This window comes from Paenibacillus hunanensis (genome assembly GCF_014645615.1).
Taxonomy (GTDB): Bacteria; Bacillota; Bacilli; order Paenibacillales; family Paenibacillaceae; genus Saccharibacillus; species Saccharibacillus hunanensis.
The window spans coordinates 317,220-339,545 of the sequence record NZ_BMMB01000006.1 but is presented as its reverse complement, the minus strand read 5'-3'; the positions used below and the strand labels follow the sequence as shown (position 1 = coordinate 339,545).

Genomic DNA, 22,326 nt, shown 5'->3' with positions numbered 1-22,326 from the left:
GAGTAAGCTACGGTAGAAAGAAAAAAGCTCCTTCTTTACAAAGTAAAGAAGGAGCTTTTGAATTTGTTTATTGCAGAAGCTGTTGAACCGCTTGGTTCACAACTTTTCCGTCTGCGCGACCTTTGACCTTAGGCATCAAGGCGCTCATTACTTTTCCCATATCGGCTTTTGAAGAAGCACCGGTCTCCAGGATGGTCTGCTGTACAATGACTTTAATTTCTTCTTCAGAAAGCTGGGCAGGCAGATACTGCGAAATGATCTCAATTTCCGCACTAAGGTTGGTTGTCAGGTCGTCACGACCTGCTTTTTCAAATTCTTGGAGGGCATCTTTGCGCTGTTTGATCTCACGGCTAAGAATATCAAGCACTTCCTCATCGTTCAGGTCACGCTTCAAATCAATCACTTGATTTTGAATTGTGGAACGTACCATGCGGATCGTGGACAATTTGAACTTGTCCTTATCCCTCATAGCTTGCTTCATATCCTCGTTCAATCGTTCGCTAAGACTCATAACGGATAAATCCTCCTAAAACTTTCTCTTGCGCGCAGCCTCAGATTTTTTCTTACGCTTTACGCTCGGCTTTTCATAATGTTTGCGTTTTTTCACCTCAGCCAGAACGCCATCTTTAGCGATGGAGCGTTTGAAGCGACGAAGTGCTGCATCAATTGTTTCGTTTTTGCGAACTTTCGTTTCAGACACCAGTTTTCCCTCCCTCCGACCAGACCGTCCGGAAAAATAACACGGCTTATCAACTTTCATTATAGGTGAAAACGGAAGCCAGTGTCAACCAAATCACGGTTTTTCCAGTCATTTTTTTCTGGACGTCCTCATAATACGGCTCTAATGCTGGGTTGGGGTACTTTTTCCATCTGTTAGAGTCTGCTGCAACGGGGTACTTATTCTGTTCATCCGGCTGCAAAATGCCCTCTATCTTTCCCAGTTCCTTTCTGCCACAGCGCTTTCCGTAGTTATATTATACCCAGTGTATGACTGATTGACGGTCTGAAAATGAATCATTTACTCAAGTATGTGAATCGGAGATGCCCGTTAGTGCGCCAAGCTTGCCGCCACCGAGCAGATGATAGTGCAAATGCTGTACGGCCTGTCCGCTATCTGGACCACAGTTGTTAATCAAGCGATAGCCGGATTCTGCGACTCCAAGCTGCTTGGCAAGCTCTATCGCTACACGATGAATGTCGCTGATCAGTGGCAAATCCTCCGCAGTTACTTCATTCATCGAATCGATATGCTTTTTCGGAATAATTAATACGTGTACAGGTGCAGCTGGAGCGATATCATGGAACGCCAGAATCTGCTCGTCCTCATACACTTTATTGCACGGAATAGTACCTGCAACGATTTTACAAAATAAGCAATCCTCTTTAAACATTGAAATTCCCCTTTCATGTAACGGCTTTGAACAGATGAATAGATCATAATTAGTGTAACATGATGAAAGTGAATCGGTTGTGTATGGCTACCTGGCGGTTCAGCTACATTTTCTCCAATACGACGCGGGAGCCTTTACCTGCTTGCTCTGCTGGTAAAATCACAAGCTTACGCGGCAAGCGCATACGCAGCTCTGGCACGTGACTGATGATGCCGACAGCAAGACGGTCGGTGTGCAGCTTCTCCAGCGACGTAACTACTGTATCCAGAAGTTCGGGGTCCAGTGTACCAAATCCTTCATCCAGGAAAAAGAACTGTAGCGGATATTTGCCACGTAGCTGAATTTGTGCAGACAGCGCAAGTGCTAGCGACAATGAGGTAAGGAACGTCTCGCCACCGGATAATGTCGATACAGGACGGCGAATACCACCATTGCCATTATCACAAATGACAAAGCCGCCACCTGAATCGACCTCTAACGAATAACGCTGACGGGTCAGAAAACGAAGGCGCTCTGAAGCAGCCAGGCTGACCTGCATCAGTTGCTCTTCCGCAATATATTCGACAAAGGCGTTCCCGCGCATACTCGCTTGTAGCTTCGATAAATGCCCTGCCTCGATCGCCAGCTGCTCACGTTGCCGCTCCAGCTCTAGCCAGCGAATATGACGTTGCTCCAGATCCTCCACATCGCGCGTGGCACGAGCGCGTAGCTCTAACGCGGCTTCGTCTGCCTGTCTAGCTTCCTGCCAGCTCTGCTGTAGTTGAAGCCAGTCTTCCTCCGATACCTGCTGTCCATCCAGCTTAGCATCTAGCTCGCGTAATCGGACAGTTAGCTCACTTTGCTGTTCTCGGTGTTGCTCGATTCGCTGACGGCCCTGTGCTTGCTGTTGTTCATCCATGCGCGCCGCAGTCACCTGCTGCTCATCGTCAAAGCGAGAGTCATTCAGTGCTCCCTGCCAGCGCGAACGCGCTTGCTCGGACTGTGTTGCCAGCGATTGCGCAGCTTGTGTTGCCAGCGCATAGGTCTGCGAAGCCTGCTGCTGCTGTTGCTGTGCATCCCGAAGCTTGCCCGCCCATTGAGCAGACTGCTCCCGATAATGCTCCAGCTCTGCCTGTGACTGCCGTAGTAGCTCCTCTGCGGATTGCTCACTAATCCATTGTTCCAGACGGCTACGCTTCTCCTGTAATAAACGTTCCTCGCCTTCAAAGCGAGTACGCTCCTGAATCTGCTGTCGCTCCAGCGCATGAAGCTTCTGATCGCATTCCTGCAATTGGCGCTTACGTTCCTCGATGTAAGGCACACTCTTTTCCAAGCCAGTACGAATTGTATCTGCCTGCTCATCACGCTTCGCCAGTTCAGCAAAACGCTCACGCGCTTCCTGCTCCGATAGTCCTTCAAAGGTCTGCTGCCAGTCATTTAGTGCTGTTTGTACAGCATGTTGTCCAGCCTCCAGGCGCGCTGTTGCTTGCTCCAATAGTCGAAGTGCACTTTGACGCTCAGCCTGTACAGCGGTATGTCGCTGTGTCCATTCACGTTGCTCCTGACGCCATGCTCGTAGCTGCTGACGGATCTGCTCTAGCTGCTGTTCTAATTGCTGTACAGCTACGCCATATTGCGACAACCATGTCTCTGCGATAGGTAAGCTTGTCTCCAGCTCCTGTTGATCAGCTGTAGTTAAAACAAGCGCAGCCAGGCTAACAGTTTGATCAATAGACGGATTGCCCGACCTGTCCTGAGATGCAGCCATTCCAGCGACAGCTTCCTCCTGTCCATGCTGCCATTCCCAATCAGCAATCATACGCTCCAGCTCATAGCCGTGATTACGTATCCGCTCACCATATTGCATCGCTTGCTGACGTAGTGGATTGAGCTTATTTAACTGTCCATTCAGATCGGAAAACTCTGATTCCTCTTCCTCTATAGCAGCAGCTGGCTGTGGATGATGCACCGATCCGCAGACCGCGCATGGCTGTCCATCCTGCAAATCAGTAGCCAGAATGGCAGCCAGACGATGAGATTCTGCGGCGCGAGATGCCTGCTGATATTGCTGCTCCAATTGTTCCAATTGCTCACGCGCCCCGATCAGCAGGCGATCTTGCTCCTGCTGTCTAGCATGCGCACTAACCGCCTGACGATACAGCTCCTGCTCCTGTAAGGCGAATTGGGCAGACTGCTGCTGTAAGACTTCCCACTGTTTATTATGGCGCTCATGGACAGCCCCATAATCGCGGTACTCCTGCTCCAGCTCAGCTTGACGTGTACGCAATCCATCCAGCGTACTGAGTCGTTGTTGGGCATACTGGAGCTTTTGCCGATCACTGCTTCGCACCTCGCATTCCTTGAGTTGCTGCTCCAGCTCGGCTCGTCGATGCTCTGCCTTGCCTAGCATACGCTGTTCTGTCTCTGCCTGCTGTTGTATCTGTACCAGCTCTGCGGCAATATGCTCTAGCCGTTCATGCAGCTGCCGCTGGGATTGCTCTAGCTCGGCACATTGCTGCTGCAATTCCAGCGCTTGCTGAAGCTGCTCCAGACGAAGCACCAGACGCGGCTCATGGGCTGCCAGCTCCAGACGTGCTTTTTCTTCCCCAGCGGCAGCATCTTTGTACATCTGCTCCGTTTGCGCTAGCTGGAGCTGGAGTTGCTTCATACTTTGCTCGGCTTCTAATGATTGTGCCTGAACCTCCTGCCACGCATCCAGTAGTGGCAATAATGTACGTGCTGATTCCGCATCTGCAAGTTGCTGCTCCAGCTGACGAATCGCTGGCTCGTGCTCACGAAGCTGTTCCTGACGTGTATGCAATAGATCACGCTCACGCAGTAGCTCGCGTACCTTGCCCAGTTGCTCCACCTGCGTATTCATTTCGAGCAGGCGCGCACGAACACGCTCTGCTTCTCGTGTGACCTCTGACAGATGCTCCTTCGCCTGCTTCACCGCATCTGCGGAGGCATCGCCAAGTCCGGTTTGCTCCGAAGCGAAGCGCTCCAGCTGGTGATCCGTTTCCTTCACACGCTGGCTTAGTTTCTGCATCAGTCGATCACCGTACCGCTCCAGATGGAATAGCCGTTGCAGCATCTGTCTGCGATCACTGCCTTTAAGCGATAAAAATTCAGCGAACTTCCCCTGTGGCAATACAACTGCACGGGTAAAATCGTCCATTTTCAGTCCGATATATTCCTCTACACAGCGGGTGACATCGCCAAGCTTATCCGCGATCACCTTATCGCCATCCGCCTCACAGCAAATAAAACGACTCATGCTGTTGCTGACTGTATGATCACCTGTACGTTTAAATCTACGCTCCACCCGATACCTCTGTGGCCCTGCATCGGATAATAGCTCAAATGAGAACGAGACAAATACCGCGTCCTCTGAATGGTTCAATATCCCCTGTGTTCCGTTCTGCGCACGCTCCACCTTGCCATACAGCGCCAGTGTGATCGCGTCCAGAACCGTTGATTTTCCGCTGCCTGTCGGTCCGAAAATACCAAACAGACCCGTTTCACATAGCTCGGTAAAATCAATCTCCTGCTGCTCACGATAGCTTTGCAGACCGGATAGCTTTAACATTATGGGCTTCATGGCTGCACTTCCTTATCCTTCAAAATCATGATGTACACTCGAATCTGAGGCTGCAATCGTGTCCTCACCGTCGATCAGTTCTAGAAAAAGCTCAATTAACCGATCCTCAGGCACAGCACCGCCGGTTTGACGCTCATAAAACTTACGGAATAGCTCGTGTACAGGCAATTGCGCTCGCTCACTAAGCTGCTCCTGTGTTTCCATTTGCGCATATACCGGACGAATATTCACGATGCCACCGCAAGCTTTGCGAAGCGTTTGAATATCGCTCATCGATAGCGCCTCAACCAGCGAGATTTCCAGATCGATAAAGGCGTTCGGATCACGCCCCTCTTCCAGCCACTGATATACCTCAGTCAGTCCATTTTTCGCCTTCCAGCGGACAAGTGGTCTTCCGCTCGTCAGAAATACCTCTTCCATTTGCGGTGCCTGTCCTGGCGTGATATCCAGCATTGTAACCGACTTCGCCTGTCCTGCTTCGGAAAAGCTATACGCAAGCGGCGAGCCACTATAGCGGATCATGCCATTTCCTTTGACCGCCTGTGCGCGATGCAAGTGTCCGAGCGCCGTATATTGCGCGCCTGTATCCAGTGCCGACGGATCAACTGTATACGCTCCGCCTACCTGAATCGGTCGCTCCGAATCGGTCTCTACACCACCGAGTACATAAATATGGCTCATCGCCAGATTTACAGTATCCTGACGAAAGCCAGCGCCAAGCTGGCGCATCAGACGTCCAACCCGCTCGCTATAGGCACGGCGAACCGCATTCTCTTCATTTTCCTCAGTTAATAGTTCATTCAAACGTGCTTCAGACGGATAGGATAATGGCGCAATGATCGCCGTCTCCTCTGTACGTGGAACATAGATATTCAGACCTGCCGCTTCTGGCACACCAAGCAAATGAATCCCACGTCCACGCACGAGCGGAGAAGCGGACGAAATTCGCTCGGGCTGATCGTGGTTACCTGCAATAACGATGAGCGGTCTACCCTTTTCCGTTAATCGTGCAGTCGCTTCATAAAAAAGCTGCTCTGCTATCGCTGGAGGATTGACTGAATCATACACATCGCCAGCCATTAAAATGAGATCCGCCTGCTGCTCATCTGCGAGCCGTACCAATTCATCAACAAATGCTGCCTGCTCCTCCATCCGGCTACGCCCTTCCAGCGTTTTGCCAAAATGCCAGTCTGCGGTATGTAAAATACGCACAGAACTCCCCCTTTATCTTTCATAATTGCGGTGTATTATTTTCTGTTCTTATTTTGTATAGAGCATATGGAGTTATCGCTGTATTGTTTTGCGCTAGATCGGGCTTATTCAGTCGCCAATCATAACGAACAACACAGAACTAACGATCAGCCGAACCGCATGTAAAGAGTACCTCGATCCATCTGGGCATCGATCTATGGGGAACTCTATACTATTCAGCATTTAGAGAATTAAACTTGTGCGATTCGATGATCATTAGAATGCTAAGCTTCCAGTCTATTTATCCATCTACACGAACCTCATACTTACCGTCAAAAAAGTACAGCCATAGCTCATCGACCTTCCAGCCAAATGCTTGCTGTACAGCCTGTGCATACAGCTCCAGCTGGATACGATAACGCTCCTTCAAGGCTTCAAGTCCACCTTCATGTGGAAGAACACGATCTGTTTTGTAATCGACTAGAATCGTGCGCTCTCCCTCACGGAACAGACAATCGATAATACCCTGTGTCAGCATCAGATCACCATGCTCATTAACAGGCAGCGCATGGCTGAATGCCAGCTCACGTCGAAGCCAGGAGGCGTTCATGAGACGCTGACCGAGCTCAGTCTGGAAAAATCCAGCTACTTCATCTGGTTGTACACTATCTGCCTCGGCTTGTCGTAAAATCTGCTGGTCTACCAGACGCTGCTTCGTTTCCTCAACAAGCAAGGTCGTCACCTCGCCTGCTTGTAGGGGCACACGCTGCATCACCATATGGTAGGCCGTTCCACGCTCGGCGCCGGTTAGCCCTTTTTTCTCCATAAAGGAGGGGCGCTCCAGCTTAAGACTATTTCGGTGACGATCAGAAGTACTCGATGATGCATCACCAGACAGATTTGCCGAGGATGTTTGCGAAGAAAGCTCCGCTAAAAGCGATGTATTCGTCGCTACGCCTTCGCCAGCAGCTTCATGCTGCTTTTGCCGATCAATATAAGCTTGCAGCTGAGGGTTCAAATCCCAGATCCCTTCCCATAGATCAGCATCCGGTATCTCATCCGATACCAGCTGCTGTTTTAGCTCACTCACCGTCGTTTTAGCAGCAATATGTGCAGCCTGTTCATATGGATATGTCCAGCTGAGACGGGTATCAATCGCCTCGGCGGCTTGCCGTTCCTGTTCATCCAGCCGATGCCAGTCTGCTTCATTAATGTGTACATGCTGGGCATGCGTCTTAGCATCAATAGCTGTAGTATCGATATCCTTAGTCTGCTCAGCAGCGTTAGTAGGCGTAGCTAGCGGCTCCAGAGACTCCATTGCTGAAGTTAGATTATGCTTGGCATGAGAATTTTCGCCATTCATGTCCGTTATAGCAGCCGATTGCTGATCGCTTTGCTCCTGTTCCAGTGCAGCGACAATAATATCGTGCCATTGTGGAGCCTTTCCTGCCTTCATCGCTTGCCATTTAGGATCATCTTGACGCGGCTCTACAGCCGTCTGCTCATCTGCATCCAACGTGTCTATTAGTTGACGAGTATCGAGAATATGCACCTGCCATGCTGCTGGATCATCAGCTAGCACTGCTGCATAAGGTGCGGTTGCTGCTTCATTACGCTCACGGAATACACGTGCCACCCGATGGCGCATAAATGCCGGGCCTAACCAGTCGATATAACTACGCGCACGAGCAAGTACATAATCAGGCAGCTCTAGCGCTGGATGAGACTGCACCTGACTCCAGGCCGCAATACGTTTATCTAGATCCTTGACCGTCGCCAGCATGATCAGCTTATCGCGTGGACGAGTTAATGCGACATATAGCACACGTAGCTCTTCTGCCAGTAGCTCCTTCATCGCACGACGACGGATCGCCAGATTCGGTAAAGTTGGATAGCTCACCCGTGTATCCTCATCTACAAACTTCGGCCCAAAGCCCAGCTCCTTATGCATCAGGAACGGTGCATTCAGATCCTGCATATTAAACAATTTGGACATGCCCGCCAGAAAGACGACCGGGAACTCCAGCCCTTTACTTTTGTGAATCGTCATAATCCGAATCGCATTTTCCTCAGCTCCACCCGATACCGAGCCAAGATCGCCGCCCGTATCCTTGAGACGACGAATAAAGCGCAGGAAGCGGAATAACCCCTGTGATGAACCACTACGTTCGAACTGCAACGCCCGTTCATACAATATACGTAAATGATGCTGGCGCTGCACACCGCCTGGCAATCCACCTAGCCAGTCCATATAGCCTGTCTCGCGATAAATGCGCCAGATCAGGCTACCCAGCTCGCCTTCGCGCGCTTCGGCACGCCAGCTAAGAAGCTGCTCATGGAAGCGGCGCAGCTTATCGGTTAAGCTGGCGGCATATTGCCATTCATCGGCTGGCTGCGCACGCTCTGGAGCCATTTCGCTACTATCTGTAGTAGGCTGAACCATTGTATCGGATGCTTCTGATGGTGATGCTGTTGATGTGGCTTCTAGCAGGGGCGTCATCGCCTCGTAGAAGGTCACCTGCTTCCGCGCCAGTCTTACCTGAGCAAGCTCATCCTCATTCAAGCCAACAATGGGCGAGCGCAATACAGAGGCAAACGGAATATCCTGCTGTGGATTATCGATAATCTCCAGCAGTGAAAGCATCACATCAACCTCAACCGCTTCAAAATAACCCTGCTCCACATCGCTATAGGCTGGAATACCAGCTAACTTCAGCTCGTCCAGCATAAGCGGTGCCCATACCGCCGTAGAACGCAGCAAAATAACCATGTCGCGATATTCTGCCGGACGCAGTCCATCGATCGCTTTATCATAAATCATCAGCGGCTTGCCATCTGGAGAGATCATTTCTCTCACGCGCGTAATGATCGCCTGGGCTTCCAAACGTGCAGATTCCAGCTCTGCCTCGTCACCACCCGTTATATTATCGCTATCGATGGCTTCCTCATCTGCGCTTGCACCATTGCCACCACGCTCAAGCAGCCAGAATTCTGGCTCATAATCCGCTTCATAACCGTCTGGATATTGCGCACCTGCTACCAGCTCCGCACGCTCGTCATACACAATCTCGGCAACCTTTTCATTCATCAGCTGACGAAATAGCATATTCACCGCATCCACAACCTGCGTCCGACTACGGAAGTTTCGTGACAGGTCGATTCGGCGTCCGTCACCGCTCCAATCATCACGATAATGATGATACTTTTGTAAAAATAGTCCTGGCTCGGCAAGGCGGAAGCGATAAATACTTTGCTTCACATCACCAACCATAAATCGATTGCCCGGCTGCTCACGTGAAATGAGCTGTACCAGTTGCTCCTGTACCGAGTTCGTATCCTGATACTCATCCAGCATCACTTCATCAAAGCGTGCACGATATTCCAGTGCCGCTGCCGAAGGCACAAGCTGCTCTGGCGTAGAGGACGGATCACGTAGCACCTGTAGCGCATAATGCTCCAGATCAGAAAAGTCTACCCAGCCACGACGTTGCTTCTCCTGCTGATAACGCTCGCTAAAGCGAATCACCAGCTCGGATAGCTCCTCCATTAGCGGTGCCGATTCACGCAGCTCCTGTGCAAACTCATCCGCAGTACGACCGAAAAATAGATTCCCCAGCTCTGTCAGTGACTTTTTAACCGTGTCACGAAGCTGCTTGACCGTCTCCTGTAGCTGTACATCCAGTGCATCATCCTTACGCACAGACTTGAGCTTGCCAAATGCAATCTGCTGAAATGCTGGATATAGCTCGCTCCACGGCTTCAAGACGACTGCATCCTGTAGATGATGAACAAGCTCCAGATCACCGCGTAGCGTCTCCGCATAAGCGGCGGGACCACCTGGCTGTAGCGCAGTCTCGATTGCCTGCTGCACCAGCGCCTCCAGTCCCTCCAGTGCCATATGCAGATCATTCACAATCTGCTCCACCCAGACGGACTGCTCCAGCTGCGCGGCATCCTGCACTTGAAAAGACCGCGCCGTTTCCCGTAGCCAGTGCTCAGGCCACGGATGACTGCGTGCAAAATGATACAAACGCTCTACAAGCTGCATTGCCGCTTCGTCGCTACGCTCGCCACCAAACCAGTTGATCAAGCGATGAAACTGCTTATTATCGCGTTCTTCTTCCTCTGTATATTTATCCTCGAATAATTCCTCCAGCAATTCCTCACGCATCATGGCGCATTCATTTTCATTCGCAATGCGGAAGCCGGGATCAAGCGGAATCATCGCATAATAACGCTGAATGACCTCCATACAAAAGGAGTGCAGCGTTGTGATCGATGCTTGACCGAGTAGTGCGAGCTGTCTGCGCAGACGTTCATCATTCGGTCGATTCAGCACCTCGCGATCAAGCGCTGCCCGTATCCGTTGACGCATCTCGGTCGCTGCCGCCTTCGTAAACGTAGCCACCAGCATCCGATCCACATCCAGTGGATGGTCTGAATCCGTCACCTGACGAATGATGCGCTCAACCAGTACTGCCGTTTTACCTGAACCCGCAGCGGCGGCTACGAGCAAATTGTCACCACGCAGCGACACTGCCCTCCATTGATCCTCTGTCCATGTACTATCCTCCGGTCTTGGAATGACCAGCTGTTGTAAGGCATGGGAGCGCTCCTGATGCAAAGATTGGCTGCCAGCATCGCTAAAGCCCGCAGAATCGGCATGATCGCCCTGTCCGCTCTGTAATGGTTGCTGTTCACGATCATGATCGTTCATGTCCGCTCTCTCCCTCCTGCGGGTTTTGCTGACTTTGCAGCAGCTCCCATGTTTCGTTTTTGTTTGGTTTTCTCAGCATATTGTAGGCGTTGCCCTTGATACTCTCATCAAATTGACAGACCGACTTGTACGCACAGAATGTGCATGCCTTCTCCTGATCAATGCGATAAGGCTCAATCTGAGTTACACCGCCTGTAATGCCTTCACCGATCTGCCGTGCCGTTTGTCGTACATTCGTCAGTAGCTCCTGCCATTGCTCTGGTGAAGCGACTGCTGAGCTGCTGTAAAAGCCACCATCTGCCTTCACTGCAACAGGCAATATCGCAGAATGTCCTTTTTCCAGCGTGCTGTCCATTTTACCGATCACATCACGGTCTGCAACAAGTAGACCTTTCATTTTAAAACGCTTGAGCAGCTCCTGACGCGACTGCTCCATGCTCAGACGATTGCCCGATTGTAGCATTGGATTGTGTACATGGAAATACAGAGCGCCCGCTGGATCGGCTTTCTGTCCGAGTTTCTCTTCTGCATGGGTGAGCAGTACATCCAGATACGTGAGCATCTGTAGTGCCAGACCATAATACACCTCATGCAGCTTCAGATCGGTCGAGCTTGATTTATAATCGATAATGCGAATGAGTAGATTGCCATCACCTTCCGCTACATCCACACGGTCAATGCGTCCAACAATTTCCATCGTGTATCCATTATCTAAAGTAAATCGCAATGCAGGCCAGTTACCGTCCGGTCCGAATGCCAGCTCCAAAAACAGCGGCTCAAACTGTCCACGTCGTGACTGCTCACCAATAATGACCGAAGCACGGCTCACGATATCGCGCAGCTTACGCGTAATATAGCCATACCGCCGCGAGCTTAGCAAAATCTCACCCTGTAAGCGTGGTGTATGCTTATCTACTGCGGCTTCGGCTACCTGCACACATTCCTCAGGTGTCAGATCACCCCAGTTGCGCCCCTGCTCCTTCAAATCCTGTGCCAGCGTTGTGAGCGAGGCATGGAACAGCTGACCGATATCCGGCGCTTTCAGGCGGTATTCCTGTCGTTCGCGTAACTTCAAGCCACGCGCTGCAAAATGAGCAAACGGACAGGATACGAATTGCTCCATACCGGATACGCTCGTGCGTAGCACACGACCATACAGACGCTGACTCGTTTCCTCGCTCAAGCGCTGACCGATATTTTTATAAAATAGCGAGCCTACCAATCGATGCAGCTGTGGCTTCCATGCTTCATTCGCATCATACCAGCGCAGCACATGCCACCATAACACAGGTATATTCGTGCCACGACTCCATTCACGCAGCTGTCCAATCAGATGAGGCAGTGTCACGCCCGGACGTCCAATGAGCTGTAATTGCTGTTCAGGTGCCTGACGTACATCAGCCGTTATACTGAGCGATTGCTCACGCAAGCCAGGGAAGAGTGCTTTGACGGTCGTGATCACCTCGGAAGCAATCAAGCCTCGACCTTCCTCATCGCTCATCGCATAGCTAATCCACAATCGATCACTCGCGACCGTTAGTGCATGATAAATAATAAATTGCTCATCCAATTGACGACGCGTAATGCCTGGCGCAAGCTCCAGTCCGCTATCTGTCAGATTCAGTCGTTCGGCTTCATTCAAAATGCCCTGATCCGGAAATACGGACGGCACAATGCCATCATTGATACCAAGCACAAATGCATATTTAATATCCAGTGGGCGTGTACGATCCAGTGAACCGATCAGCACTTGATCGATCGCTGGTGGTACAACTCCAAGTCGCAATCCCGCAAGACCCGTTTCCAGCAATCCAGCAAAGGTTTCCAGCTGGAGCTCATCCTCCGCCATAATATCGACCATTTGCTCCATCAGCTCGATAATGCCGCCATGAATCTGAATATGCTCGCGTGCGCGCAGTGGTTGCCCACTCGCAGCCGCTTCAGCACTCCACTGCTCCAGCTTATCGGCGACCTCCAGCTCTTCCAGCAGCTCATACAGAGCGATACACATCTCGGTCGCATGTCTTGCCTTTTTGAGCTTTTTCTCCAGACGCTGTAGCGGCGCGGCGACTCTACGGCGTACCTTTTCAATCTGCTGCGCTTGCATCATATCGCGCTCGCTCGGCTGACCGTTCTCTGTCTCCTCTGCTTCCAGTGACAGACTTGGAATCCCTCTCCATTCACGTCCATCTGTCCAGCGATATCCATGAATACCACAGGCGAGCACGACATTTTCAAGGCGATCCAGATCATCTGCGGTTACTTCATCATCCAGTGTAACGAGCAATCCGGTCTTAATACAGCGAAATACATCCTCATAGCGCCAGTTATACTGCACCACATCAAGTGCAGCACGCATGAGCTCAGCTAGCGGATGATGCAAAATACCACGTCGTTTATCTAAGAAATAAGGAATATTATAATCTTCCATTAGCGGTGCAATCAGATGCTCATAATCATCCAGATTACGCACAAAGATAGCCATTTCTCGCCATCTTGCTCCCTGCTCACGCGCTAGCTTCACCATTTCACGTAGTGCGCCCTCGATTTCTGTACGACGATCAGGGGCACAATGTACAGATAGCTCATCCGCTGTACCCTGTTGTAGACGACTACCCTTCCACAGACTGCGCGTACGATAGCCCTTTTCCAGATGGGCAAGTAGCGGACTATGCGCAAAGCGGACAGGGACATCCTCATGTGCAGGCGACAGATTCTCTACCGCCTGAGGATCGGCATGACCAAGCGCTTCTGCAAATTGATACAGACGTCGACAAGCAACCGCTTGCTGATAAAACAGCTCCATCTCGGGTGGCTGCTCATCCCAGTACGGACGATCCAGTGTCAGCGACACCGTCACACCATCTACCTTGTCCAGCAGTGCCATGATGACTCTATATTCCTGTGGCGTAAAGCTGTGAAAGCCATCAATCCAGACCTCTGCTCCGTTCAGCATCTCTGAGCGTGGAATCGCTTCTGCCAGATCATTAAGCGTATCATCGCGGTCGATATATAACTGCGATAATCCATATTCGTACTGACGATAAATATGCTGCAAATCATGTAGCTTGTCTGTCAAAAGTGGTGAAACGCCTGCTACCGATTGCTGCACATAACCCTCTAACTGCTCGGCTGTGAGCGAATAATGCTTAAATTCGCTATACAGCTCGCTCAGCTGACTAATAAAGCCAAACTGCTCACCAGAGCGTCCAAATAGCTTGAGCTGTGATTGCTGCTGCTGAAGGAGCTTGTATAACAGCATCTTTTTGCCTTCATCTGCAATCACGATTCGAGCCGAACCGCCGACCTCACGCAGTACAAGCTGTGCCAACCGTCGAAAGCCAAATGCGCTTGCACGCATATTGCCGCGTACACGCTCGGTTCGAATAAGCGCATGCTCCGTCTGAAAGGATGCCTGTTCTGGCACAATAATAAATAGCGGTGCGCCTGTCGGCTCCGCTGCAATTTTATCGATTACTCGATTAATAATCGTTGTTGTTTTTCCGCTGCCCGAGCGGCCAATCATAAACTTGAGAGGCATATGCATATCCCCTTTGGTCTGTAAAATATCTCTCTTCACTTACATTCCTTTTATAGAACAAATGTTCTTATCTTTCCACTTTATCGTACTATGTGTTGGATTTCAATACTACGGCTATGTCGTTATCATTCCGCTGTGCTTATCTTCCTGTATAGTATACCCGTAAACAAGGAAATCCCCACCGCCTCAGGCGTACAATGCGGTACGACAGGCGGAGGGGACTCCTCACCATAACTATAATTATACTATAAGGCTTACTGAATGAATAATGCTCCGGCAGAACACTGCTTTATCTATTAAAACGAAGCGCTACGCACTTCAAAGATCGCAAATTTAAGATAATGTCCTTCGGTTACGCCGAGAATTTGCGGATGATCCTTACCTGCCGCTCTCCACTCTACCAGACGCAGCACCTTGCCTGCATCCTGAGCGGCTTCCTGAATCGTTTCCAGGAATAGCTCGGGCTTCATATGATACGAGCAGCTTGCAGTTACGAGATAGCCGCCTTCATTCACGAGCTTCATACCGTGCAGGTTAATATCCTTGTAGCCACGTACGGCACCAGGAACTGCATTTTTCGTTTTGGCAAATGCAGGTGGATCGAGAATCACAACATCCCAGCTACGTCCACCGCCTGCGGTCATCGGTACAGATGTATCGTGCTTACCGCCTTCGGCGCGGTTGCGGCGCTCTTCCAGTCCCTTGGCATTGCTGCGCAGGTAGTCAAATGCATCGGCTACGACAAATTCTACCCGATCCTCAAACCCGTTCAGACGTACATTTTCTTCAGCGCTTTCGATCGCATGTGCAGAAATATCCAAACAGGTTACCTTTTTCGCACCGTATTTGCATGCATTGAGCGTGAAGCTACCTGTATGCGAGAAGCATTCTAGCACCGTTGCTCCATCCCAGTATGGGAATTCCACCACATTGCCTTTACGATTCACGGGAGCCTGCACCGTTTCGCCATCCTGTGTGACCGATTGCAATGTAATGCCGCTACGTTCACCCCAGCCGAGCATCAGCGGAGCGATCGAGGCACGATTTTCGCGTTGATCGAAGAAATAACCGGTCTTCTGACCTTGCTCGATATCGACCTTGATCCACAAGCCATTTTCCTGCACGGTCACATGACGTGGACATTCACCATACAGTACGCCTGTCGTTTCCTCCAGCCCTTCCAGCTTACGAACGGATACATCGCTACGCTCATAGATGCCTTTTGGCTGAATCACTTCAACCAGTGCATCGATAATCTGCTGGCGACGCTGATCCATACCGAGCGTGAGCAGCTGGACAACGAGTACATCGTCAAAACGATCCACAATCAAGCCAGGTAAAAAGTCAGCCTCACCATACACTAGACGATAAGCACGCTCCTCAGGCAAAAAGCGCTCCCGATGCTGTACACACCAGCGGAATCGCTCGGCAAAAAACGCCTGATCCATCTCGATCACCGGCTGTCTGGAAATAATACGAACTGTAATTTTCGATGCCGGGTTGTAATAACCTGTAGCGAGGAACTTACGCTGATGATTCATCACCTGTACAACCTCGCCTGCTTGCGGCTCGCCCTCTACTGTAGCAATTTCCCCGTCAAACACCCACGGATGTCCTTGCTCTACTCTTTTTTTACGTTTCTGTTGTAAAATAACCGTTGCCACGATGGCTCACTCCTTTTATACGTACATCCCAATGCAGTCAAATACCGATCCTGCTACTGTTGCTTGATCATATATTGATAAATGTCTACTACATTTCAAGCGATTCATACCAGATATGCTTCGCGATCTACATTTCACGGCAAAACAAAGGATTTCACCTTGCGGCTCCGGCATCTCGCCAGTTATGCAAAATGAAATCCTGCTGAATATTATTATGAAGCTTGATCTATAAACAACTTCTCATTTGAAAAACAGTACGAATGAGTTTATACACCCAATCCATCTGAACGCATATCCTTATTCTCACCAAATTGCTTGATTTCCAAATAGCAAAAGCTATTTTCACCAGCACTGTTCTACTATATGTTATGTTCTAAGCACAGCGCCTCATCGCTTTAAGCAAGCTGACTTGGCTCCTGCTCCAGTACACGAACAAGCTGGCCTTTAGATGTATTCGCACCTGGCTCAACAAGCTTCACGCGGCACAGCTTACCTACGAGTTCTTCCGAACCTTCAAAGGCGATTTGCAGATAGTTATCGCTATAACCACCGATCATACCTTCGCCGAATACGCCCTTGTCGTTATTTTCTGGAATGATATCCAGCACATGACCGACAAATTTCTCAGCATAGGACAGCTGCATTTGCTCAGACAGATCGATCAGCTGATGCACGCGTGCGTGCTTCACTTCATCATCCACCTGATCCTCCATACGTGCGGCTGGTGTGCCTGTACGCTTGGAGTATGGGAATACGTGCATTTCAGAGAAGCCGATCGATTTCATCATGTTGTAGCCGTTTTGGAACATTTCATCTGTTTCGCCTGGGAAGCCGACGATTACGTCTGTGGTAATGGCAACGTCTGGCATCGATTGACGGATACGACGAATCTTTTCCGCGTATTCCGCAACGGTATATTTACGGCGCATACGCTTGAGCACAGTATCATCACCAGCTTGCAGCGGGATGTGGAAGTGACGGCACATTTTGGACGAACGGTTCAGTACATCCAGCACTTTGTCTGTAATCTGACTTGCTTCGATAGAGCTGATACGGATACGCTCTAGACCTTCAACCTTGTCCAGATCCCACAGCAGGTCAGCCAGATCATAATCCTCCAAGTCATCGCCATAGCCACCGGTATGAATACCTGTGAGTACGATCTCCTTGTATCCAGCAGCTACGAGCTGATGCGCCTGGGCAATAACACTGCTTGCTGCACGGCTACGGGACAGACCCCGTGACCACGGAATGATGCAGAAGGTGCAGAAGTTGTTGCAGCCCTCCTGAATTTTCAAAAAGGCACGTGTATGATTCGCAAAGTCCGGTACATCCAGCTCCTCAAACTCACGTGTTTTCATAATATTACGCACCGCATTGATCGGCTGACGCTCGGATTGCAGCGTATGGATATGCTCCATTAGCTTCTCACGATCCTGTGTACCTACAACCAGATCAACGCCCTCGATATCCAGAATCTCAGCTGGCGATGTCTGTGCATAGCAGCCCGTTACCGCGATGATTGCATCCGGATTACGGCGTACCGCACGGCGGATAATCTGACGGCTCTTTTTGTCGCCTGTGTTCGTCACCGTACAGGTGTTGATCACGTACACATCAGCTGTTTTTTCTTCAAAATCAACCTGCTCATAGCCTTCATTTTTAAACAGCTGCCACATGGCCTCTGTATCGTAAAAGTTTACTTTGCAGCCCAGAGTATAAAATGCTACAGATGGCATAATTCAAATTCCTCCCATTTCTCCGGTTTCATACAGGATACAAGCAAGTGCTGTCATCGCGGCGGTTTCCGTACGCAAAATACGTCGTCCCAGCCCGGTCGATACAGCACCATGCTGCTCTGCTGTCTCCACTTCTTGCTCGGTAAAGCCGCCTTCCGGTCCGACTACAATAAGTACGCGTGCAGGCTGCTCGCTCTGCTGGCGCTGAGCCAGACTAGCCGCAAACGGCTGCACCACATCGCGAAGCTGACTTCCATCTTCCTTTTCGTAACAAAAACAGATGAGATCGTACGCTTCAAGCGAAGCAAGCAACTGCTTCCAGCTCAGCGGATGCTGGATCACCGGAATACGGCTCCGATGACTTTGCTCTGCCGCTTCCTTGGCGATCTTGCTCCAACGCTGCAAGCGCTTCTCTTCTTTACGCGAATCATACTGCACAACCGTACGTGCCGATAAAAAGGGAACAAAAGCAGCTGCGCCCAGCTCGGTGCATTTCTGAATGACCGTCTCCATCTTATCGCCCTTCGGTAAGCTTTGCGCGATCGTCACATGCACCTTCGCTTCGGACAATTGCTCCAGTCGCTCTACGATCCGTGCTGTTACAACCCCGTCTGTCATACTTTCAATCGCAGCAAGTACATCAAGCTGTTCTCCGTCACAGGCGATCAGCTCGTCACCTTCCTCCGAACGCATTACCTTTATAATATGCCGGGCATCTTCACCAGTGATCGTTACGCTATGCTCACTAAACTGCGCTGCCGGTACAAAATATCGCTGCATCACTCATCCACTTTCTATGCATAGGATCAACACGCTATTCCTGCATCTATTTCTACTCCAAGGCTACCAGACCTACGCGTCGCATTCAAATAGCCCGACCGTGTGAACCAGCCGGACTTCCTAAAAATAACGCTACTGATTACCCGTTGGAACATGAACCCTGAAATCCTATCATACAACTTTTAGCCAGCGAGGGCTAGAGTTTTGGCGCAATTTGTACAGGGATAAGCGCATTGTATGTACATGTTACATGATCGTTTGACAATATATAAAACGAACCTGACAAGCTTTCGCTGCTAATGTAAAAATAAAGCATTGTCGCCATAGGGACAATGCTTTTAACGTAAACGAGCTTCACGATCAACTTCTGGTCAAACCATTGTTTTTTTCTTTTGTTCTCGTAACTTTTGAATATACGCACCGACTTCTTCAGCGCCAGTCTTGGACAAAGGCGCATGAATAGTTAAAAATTCTCGATCGATTTGGGAAGAACGAGCAGGTATATATTGATTGGTTTGCAATGTAGTGCTCCGTTTACGTTTTACCAAATCCATTGCACGTTTAGCCTTAGATTGGTACGACATAAGCATCACATCCTTTATCTGAAGTATAACATAATTAAAGACTTCCCTATAGCTGGGTCAAGCAAGTATCTCGGATAATTATTGATTTTCCCAATAAATGTAGCGCGATAAACTTCTTCATAATATGTAATAAGCTTACTCTTAGGCGTCAATACAACATAACCGTCAAAATCGGATTCAAAACTTTCTTTGTATGCATGAGCAAATAGTACTTTACCTATATTCACATAATCATCTTTCACTCGGTGCATAGGCGACTTTTCAACCAATGCCACTTCTACAAACAAATTTTTATAATCTTTTACATAGGCAATACAACCATGAATTGTACCGGATTCATCTTGTAACTTAAATGCTTTATAAGGCGAACCAGCAGATAAATACTGCTTCCAACTGAAATTTCGCTCCCAGCCTATCGAACTTGATATTTTGGGAATATCATTCCTAGTTAAAGGGAAAAATTCTGCCTTTAATATGGTTCCATCTTTATGTTCCAATATCCATGCCAAGAAATCCACCTCTTACGCGCATAGCATTACTCAAACCTTTTAACATTATATCATAATCAAAACCCATTAACTAAAACAAGCCCTTCCTCAATCTGACTATAGATCAGTTGAAAAAGGGCTTGCATTCAAGTATCACTTTACACTCAATCAGTTGCGAATCATATAATCAAATGCGCCCAGTGCAGCTGTTGCTCCGGAACCCATCGAAATGATGATTTGCTTGTATGCACTGTCTGTGCAGTCGCCAGCGGCGAATACGCCTGGCAGGCTCGTTGCACCATGCTTGTCTGTAACAATCTCACCCATGCGAGTCAGATCGAGCGAGTCTTTCAGCCAATCGGTGTTAGGCACCAGACCGATCTGAACGAATACACCTTCCAGCTCTACATGATGCACTTCCAGCGAATCACGATCTACATACGTAATACCGTTGACGGTATCCGTACCTGTGATTTCTTTTGTTTGTGCATTTTTGACAACTGTTACGTTAGGCAGGCCGTACAGACGCTCTTGCAATACGGAATCGGCTTTCAGCTCGCTACCGAACTCAATCACCGTCACATGCTTCACGATACCAGCAAGGTCAATGGCAGCCTCAACACCAGAGTTACCACCACCGATTACCGCTACACGCTTGCCTTCAAAGAGAGGGCCATCACAGTGTGGGCAGTAGGCAACACCTTTGTTTTTGAACTCCTCTTCACCTGGTACGCCGATATTACGCCAGCGTGCACCCGTCGACAGGATAACGGTTTTACTTTTCAGTACTGCGCCATTTTCCAGCTCGACTTCAACGAGATCGTTTTTAGCCAGACGCTTCGCACGTTGGGATGGCATAATGTCTACGCCATATTCCTTCACATGCTCTTCGAGGCTAGCTGCAAGCTTAGGACCCTCTGTATATTTCACGCTGACAAAGTTCTCGATACCAACAGTATCCATAATCTGTCCGCCGAAGCGTTCAGCTACAAGACCTGTACGGATACCTTTACGAGCGGCATAGATCGCTGCGCTGGCACCGGAAGGGCCGCCACCAACGACAAGCACATCATACGCTTCCTTGCTAGCGAGTTCATCCGCATTCGGACCTGCACCCAGCTTGCTCAGAATATCTTGCAGGGACATACGACCATTACCGAACGGCTCACCGTTCAGGAACACCGTAGGCACGGCCATGATGTTTTTGCTATCGATCTCATGCTTGAATGCGCCGCCTTCGATCATCGTATGACGGATGTTCGGATTCAGTACACTCAGAATGTTCAGCGCCTGTACCACATCTGGACAGTTGTGGCAGGTCAGGCTAACATACGATTCAAAATTGTATTGACCTTGAACCGCTTTGGCTTGAGCGATCAGACTGTCATCTACCTTAGGCGCACGGCCGCTTACCTGTAGCAGCGCCATGATAAGCGAAGTGAACTCGTGTCCAAGTGGAACACCGGCAAATACAACACCGGTGTCCTCCTGTCCACGATTTACGCTAAAGCTTGGTGTGCGTTCGAGGGTTGCTTTTTCGACCGTGATGCGCGAGGAAATGGCAGCCAGCTCATCCAGCAGTTCCAGCGTTTCCTGAGATGCTTTGTCATCGCCAGCGCTAACCTTCAGAACGATGTCGCTCTCCAGCAATTGCAGGTATTGCGACAATTGGACTTTCATTTCTGCATCTAATGCCATTGTTCATACTCCTTACACGTAAACGTGAGTGACGTTTAGCTTAAATTTATCGTAACGAATCGTTTAGATTTTACCAACCAGATCAAGGCTTGGTTTCAATGTTTCAGCGCCTTCTTTCCATTTTGCAGGGCAAACCTCGCCTGGATTGTTGCGAACGTATTGAGCAGCTTTGATTTTGTCAACCAGTGTGCTTGCGTCGCGACCAATACCGTCAGCGTTGATTTCAACCGTTTGTACGATACCGTCTGGATCGATGATGAATGTACCGCGTTGTGCCAGACCTTCTTCTTCGTCCAGAACTTCAAACAGACGAGAGATACGTTGGGATGGATCGCCGATCATTGTGTATTCGATTTTACCGATCACGTCGGAATGATCATGCCATGCTTTATGCGTGAAGTGAGTGTCTGTCGATACGGAGTATACTTCAGCACCCAGGCTTTTCAGTGTAGCGTATTGATCTTGCAGGTCACCCAGCTCAGTTGGGCATACGAATGTGAAATCCGCTGGATAGAAGCATACTACGCTCCATTTACCTTGGAAGTTTTGTTCAGATACATCGATGAATTCACCGTTGTGAAATGCTTTTGCGTTAAACGCTTCTACCTTTTTACCGATCAGAGACATAATAAAATTCCTCCCTATATCCAATGATTTTTTAATTACTCTAACGTGTAATTAGAATAATTATAATCTGAGAACCATTATCATACTAGACGATAGTTGCTGTCAAGCGATGCGGCCGACTTCACTTAATCTTCATGGAGAAGCCTTTGTTCTCTTTCCTCATTACCCTGATATCCGACGTTTTTATCCATTTTCTTATAACGTTTATCGTACGAAAAGTTCAATAATTGTTCATATTTGCCCTTTTTAATTTTAAAGCGTTTACATTATAAAAGAAATCGCTCAACTACAACGGTGCGTCAGCGCTTCATGAACTTCATGAAGAA

Annotated in this window: 14 protein-coding genes; all 14 read right to left on the bottom strand. The window is 49.4% G+C overall.

Translation table 11 applies throughout. The features are described 5' to 3' along the window. Positions 1 to 67: 67 nt before the first annotated feature. Positions 68 to 511, bottom strand: a complete 444-nt coding sequence (locus IEX62_RS15015) for a GatB/YqeY domain-containing protein (protein WP_188776347.1) — start codon at positions 509 to 511, stop codon at positions 68 to 70. A gap of 15 nt (positions 512 to 526) precedes the next feature. Beyond that, a complete protein-coding gene (gene rpsU / locus IEX62_RS15010) occupies positions 527 to 700 on the bottom strand; it encodes a 30S ribosomal protein S21 (protein ID WP_005547957.1) in 174 nt (57 codons plus the stop codon). 322 nt (positions 701 to 1,022) lie between these two features. Continuing rightward, complete coding sequence (locus tag IEX62_RS15005; protein ID WP_188776346.1) at positions 1,023 to 1,391, bottom strand: histidine triad nucleotide-binding protein; 369 nt, start codon at positions 1,389 to 1,391, stop codon at positions 1,023 to 1,025. Between the two features lie 103 nt (positions 1,392 to 1,494). Beyond that, positions 1,495 to 4,971, bottom strand: a complete 3,477-nt coding sequence (locus tag IEX62_RS15000) for an AAA family ATPase (protein WP_188776345.1) — start codon at positions 4,969 to 4,971, stop codon at positions 1,495 to 1,497. A gap of 12 nt (positions 4,972 to 4,983) precedes the next feature. Beyond that, positions 4,984 to 6,183 (bottom strand): exonuclease SbcCD subunit D, encoded by a 1,200-nt coding sequence (locus IEX62_RS14995; RefSeq protein WP_188776344.1) that lies wholly within the window; start codon positions 6,181 to 6,183, stop codon positions 4,984 to 4,986. A gap of 280 nt (positions 6,184 to 6,463) precedes the next feature. After that, entirely contained in the window at positions 6,464 to 10,879 is a 4,416-nt protein-coding gene (gene addA / locus IEX62_RS14990; protein ID WP_188776343.1) for a helicase-exonuclease AddAB subunit AddA, read from the bottom strand. Further along, complete coding sequence (gene addB / locus IEX62_RS14985; protein ID WP_188776342.1) at positions 10,866 to 14,420, bottom strand: helicase-exonuclease AddAB subunit AddB; 3,555 nt, start codon at positions 14,418 to 14,420, stop codon at positions 10,866 to 10,868. Before addB ends, addA begins: the two co-directional genes overlap by 14 nt. A 296-nt stretch (positions 14,421 to 14,716) precedes the next feature. After that, positions 14,717 to 16,084: a class I SAM-dependent rRNA methyltransferase gene (locus tag IEX62_RS14980; RefSeq protein WP_188776341.1), complete on the bottom strand. Its 1,368-nt coding sequence runs from the start codon at positions 16,082 to 16,084 to the stop codon at positions 14,717 to 14,719. Positions 16,085 to 16,479: 395 nt separating this feature from the next. Then, complete coding sequence (gene mtaB / locus IEX62_RS14975) at positions 16,480 to 17,823, bottom strand: tRNA (N(6)-L-threonylcarbamoyladenosine(37)-C(2))-methylthiotransferase MtaB (RefSeq protein ID WP_188776340.1); 1,344 nt, start codon at positions 17,821 to 17,823, stop codon at positions 16,480 to 16,482. 3 nt (positions 17,824 to 17,826) lie between these two features. Next, positions 17,827 to 18,603, bottom strand: a complete 777-nt coding sequence (locus IEX62_RS14970) for a 16S rRNA (uracil(1498)-N(3))-methyltransferase (RefSeq protein WP_188776339.1) — start codon at positions 18,601 to 18,603, stop codon at positions 17,827 to 17,829. A 371-nt stretch (positions 18,604 to 18,974) separates the two neighbouring features. After that, positions 18,975 to 19,187: a hypothetical protein gene (locus tag IEX62_RS14965; RefSeq protein WP_188776338.1), complete on the bottom strand. Its 213-nt coding sequence runs from the start codon at positions 19,185 to 19,187 to the stop codon at positions 18,975 to 18,977. A gap of 14 nt (positions 19,188 to 19,201) precedes the next feature. Then, positions 19,202 to 19,696, bottom strand: a complete 495-nt coding sequence (locus IEX62_RS14960; protein WP_188776337.1) for a hypothetical protein — start codon at positions 19,694 to 19,696, stop codon at positions 19,202 to 19,204. Positions 19,697 to 19,843: 147 nt separating this feature from the next. After that, positions 19,844 to 21,373 carry an alkyl hydroperoxide reductase subunit F gene (gene ahpF / locus IEX62_RS14955; protein WP_188776336.1) on the bottom strand — a complete coding sequence of 510 codons (1,530 nt, stop codon included), beginning with the start codon at positions 21,371 to 21,373 and terminating at the stop codon, positions 19,844 to 19,846. 63 nt (positions 21,374 to 21,436) lie between these two features. Continuing rightward, entirely contained in the window at positions 21,437 to 22,000 is a 564-nt protein-coding gene (ahpC, locus tag IEX62_RS14950; protein WP_188776335.1) for an alkyl hydroperoxide reductase subunit C, read from the bottom strand. Between the last annotated feature and the right edge of the window lie 326 nt (positions 22,001 to 22,326).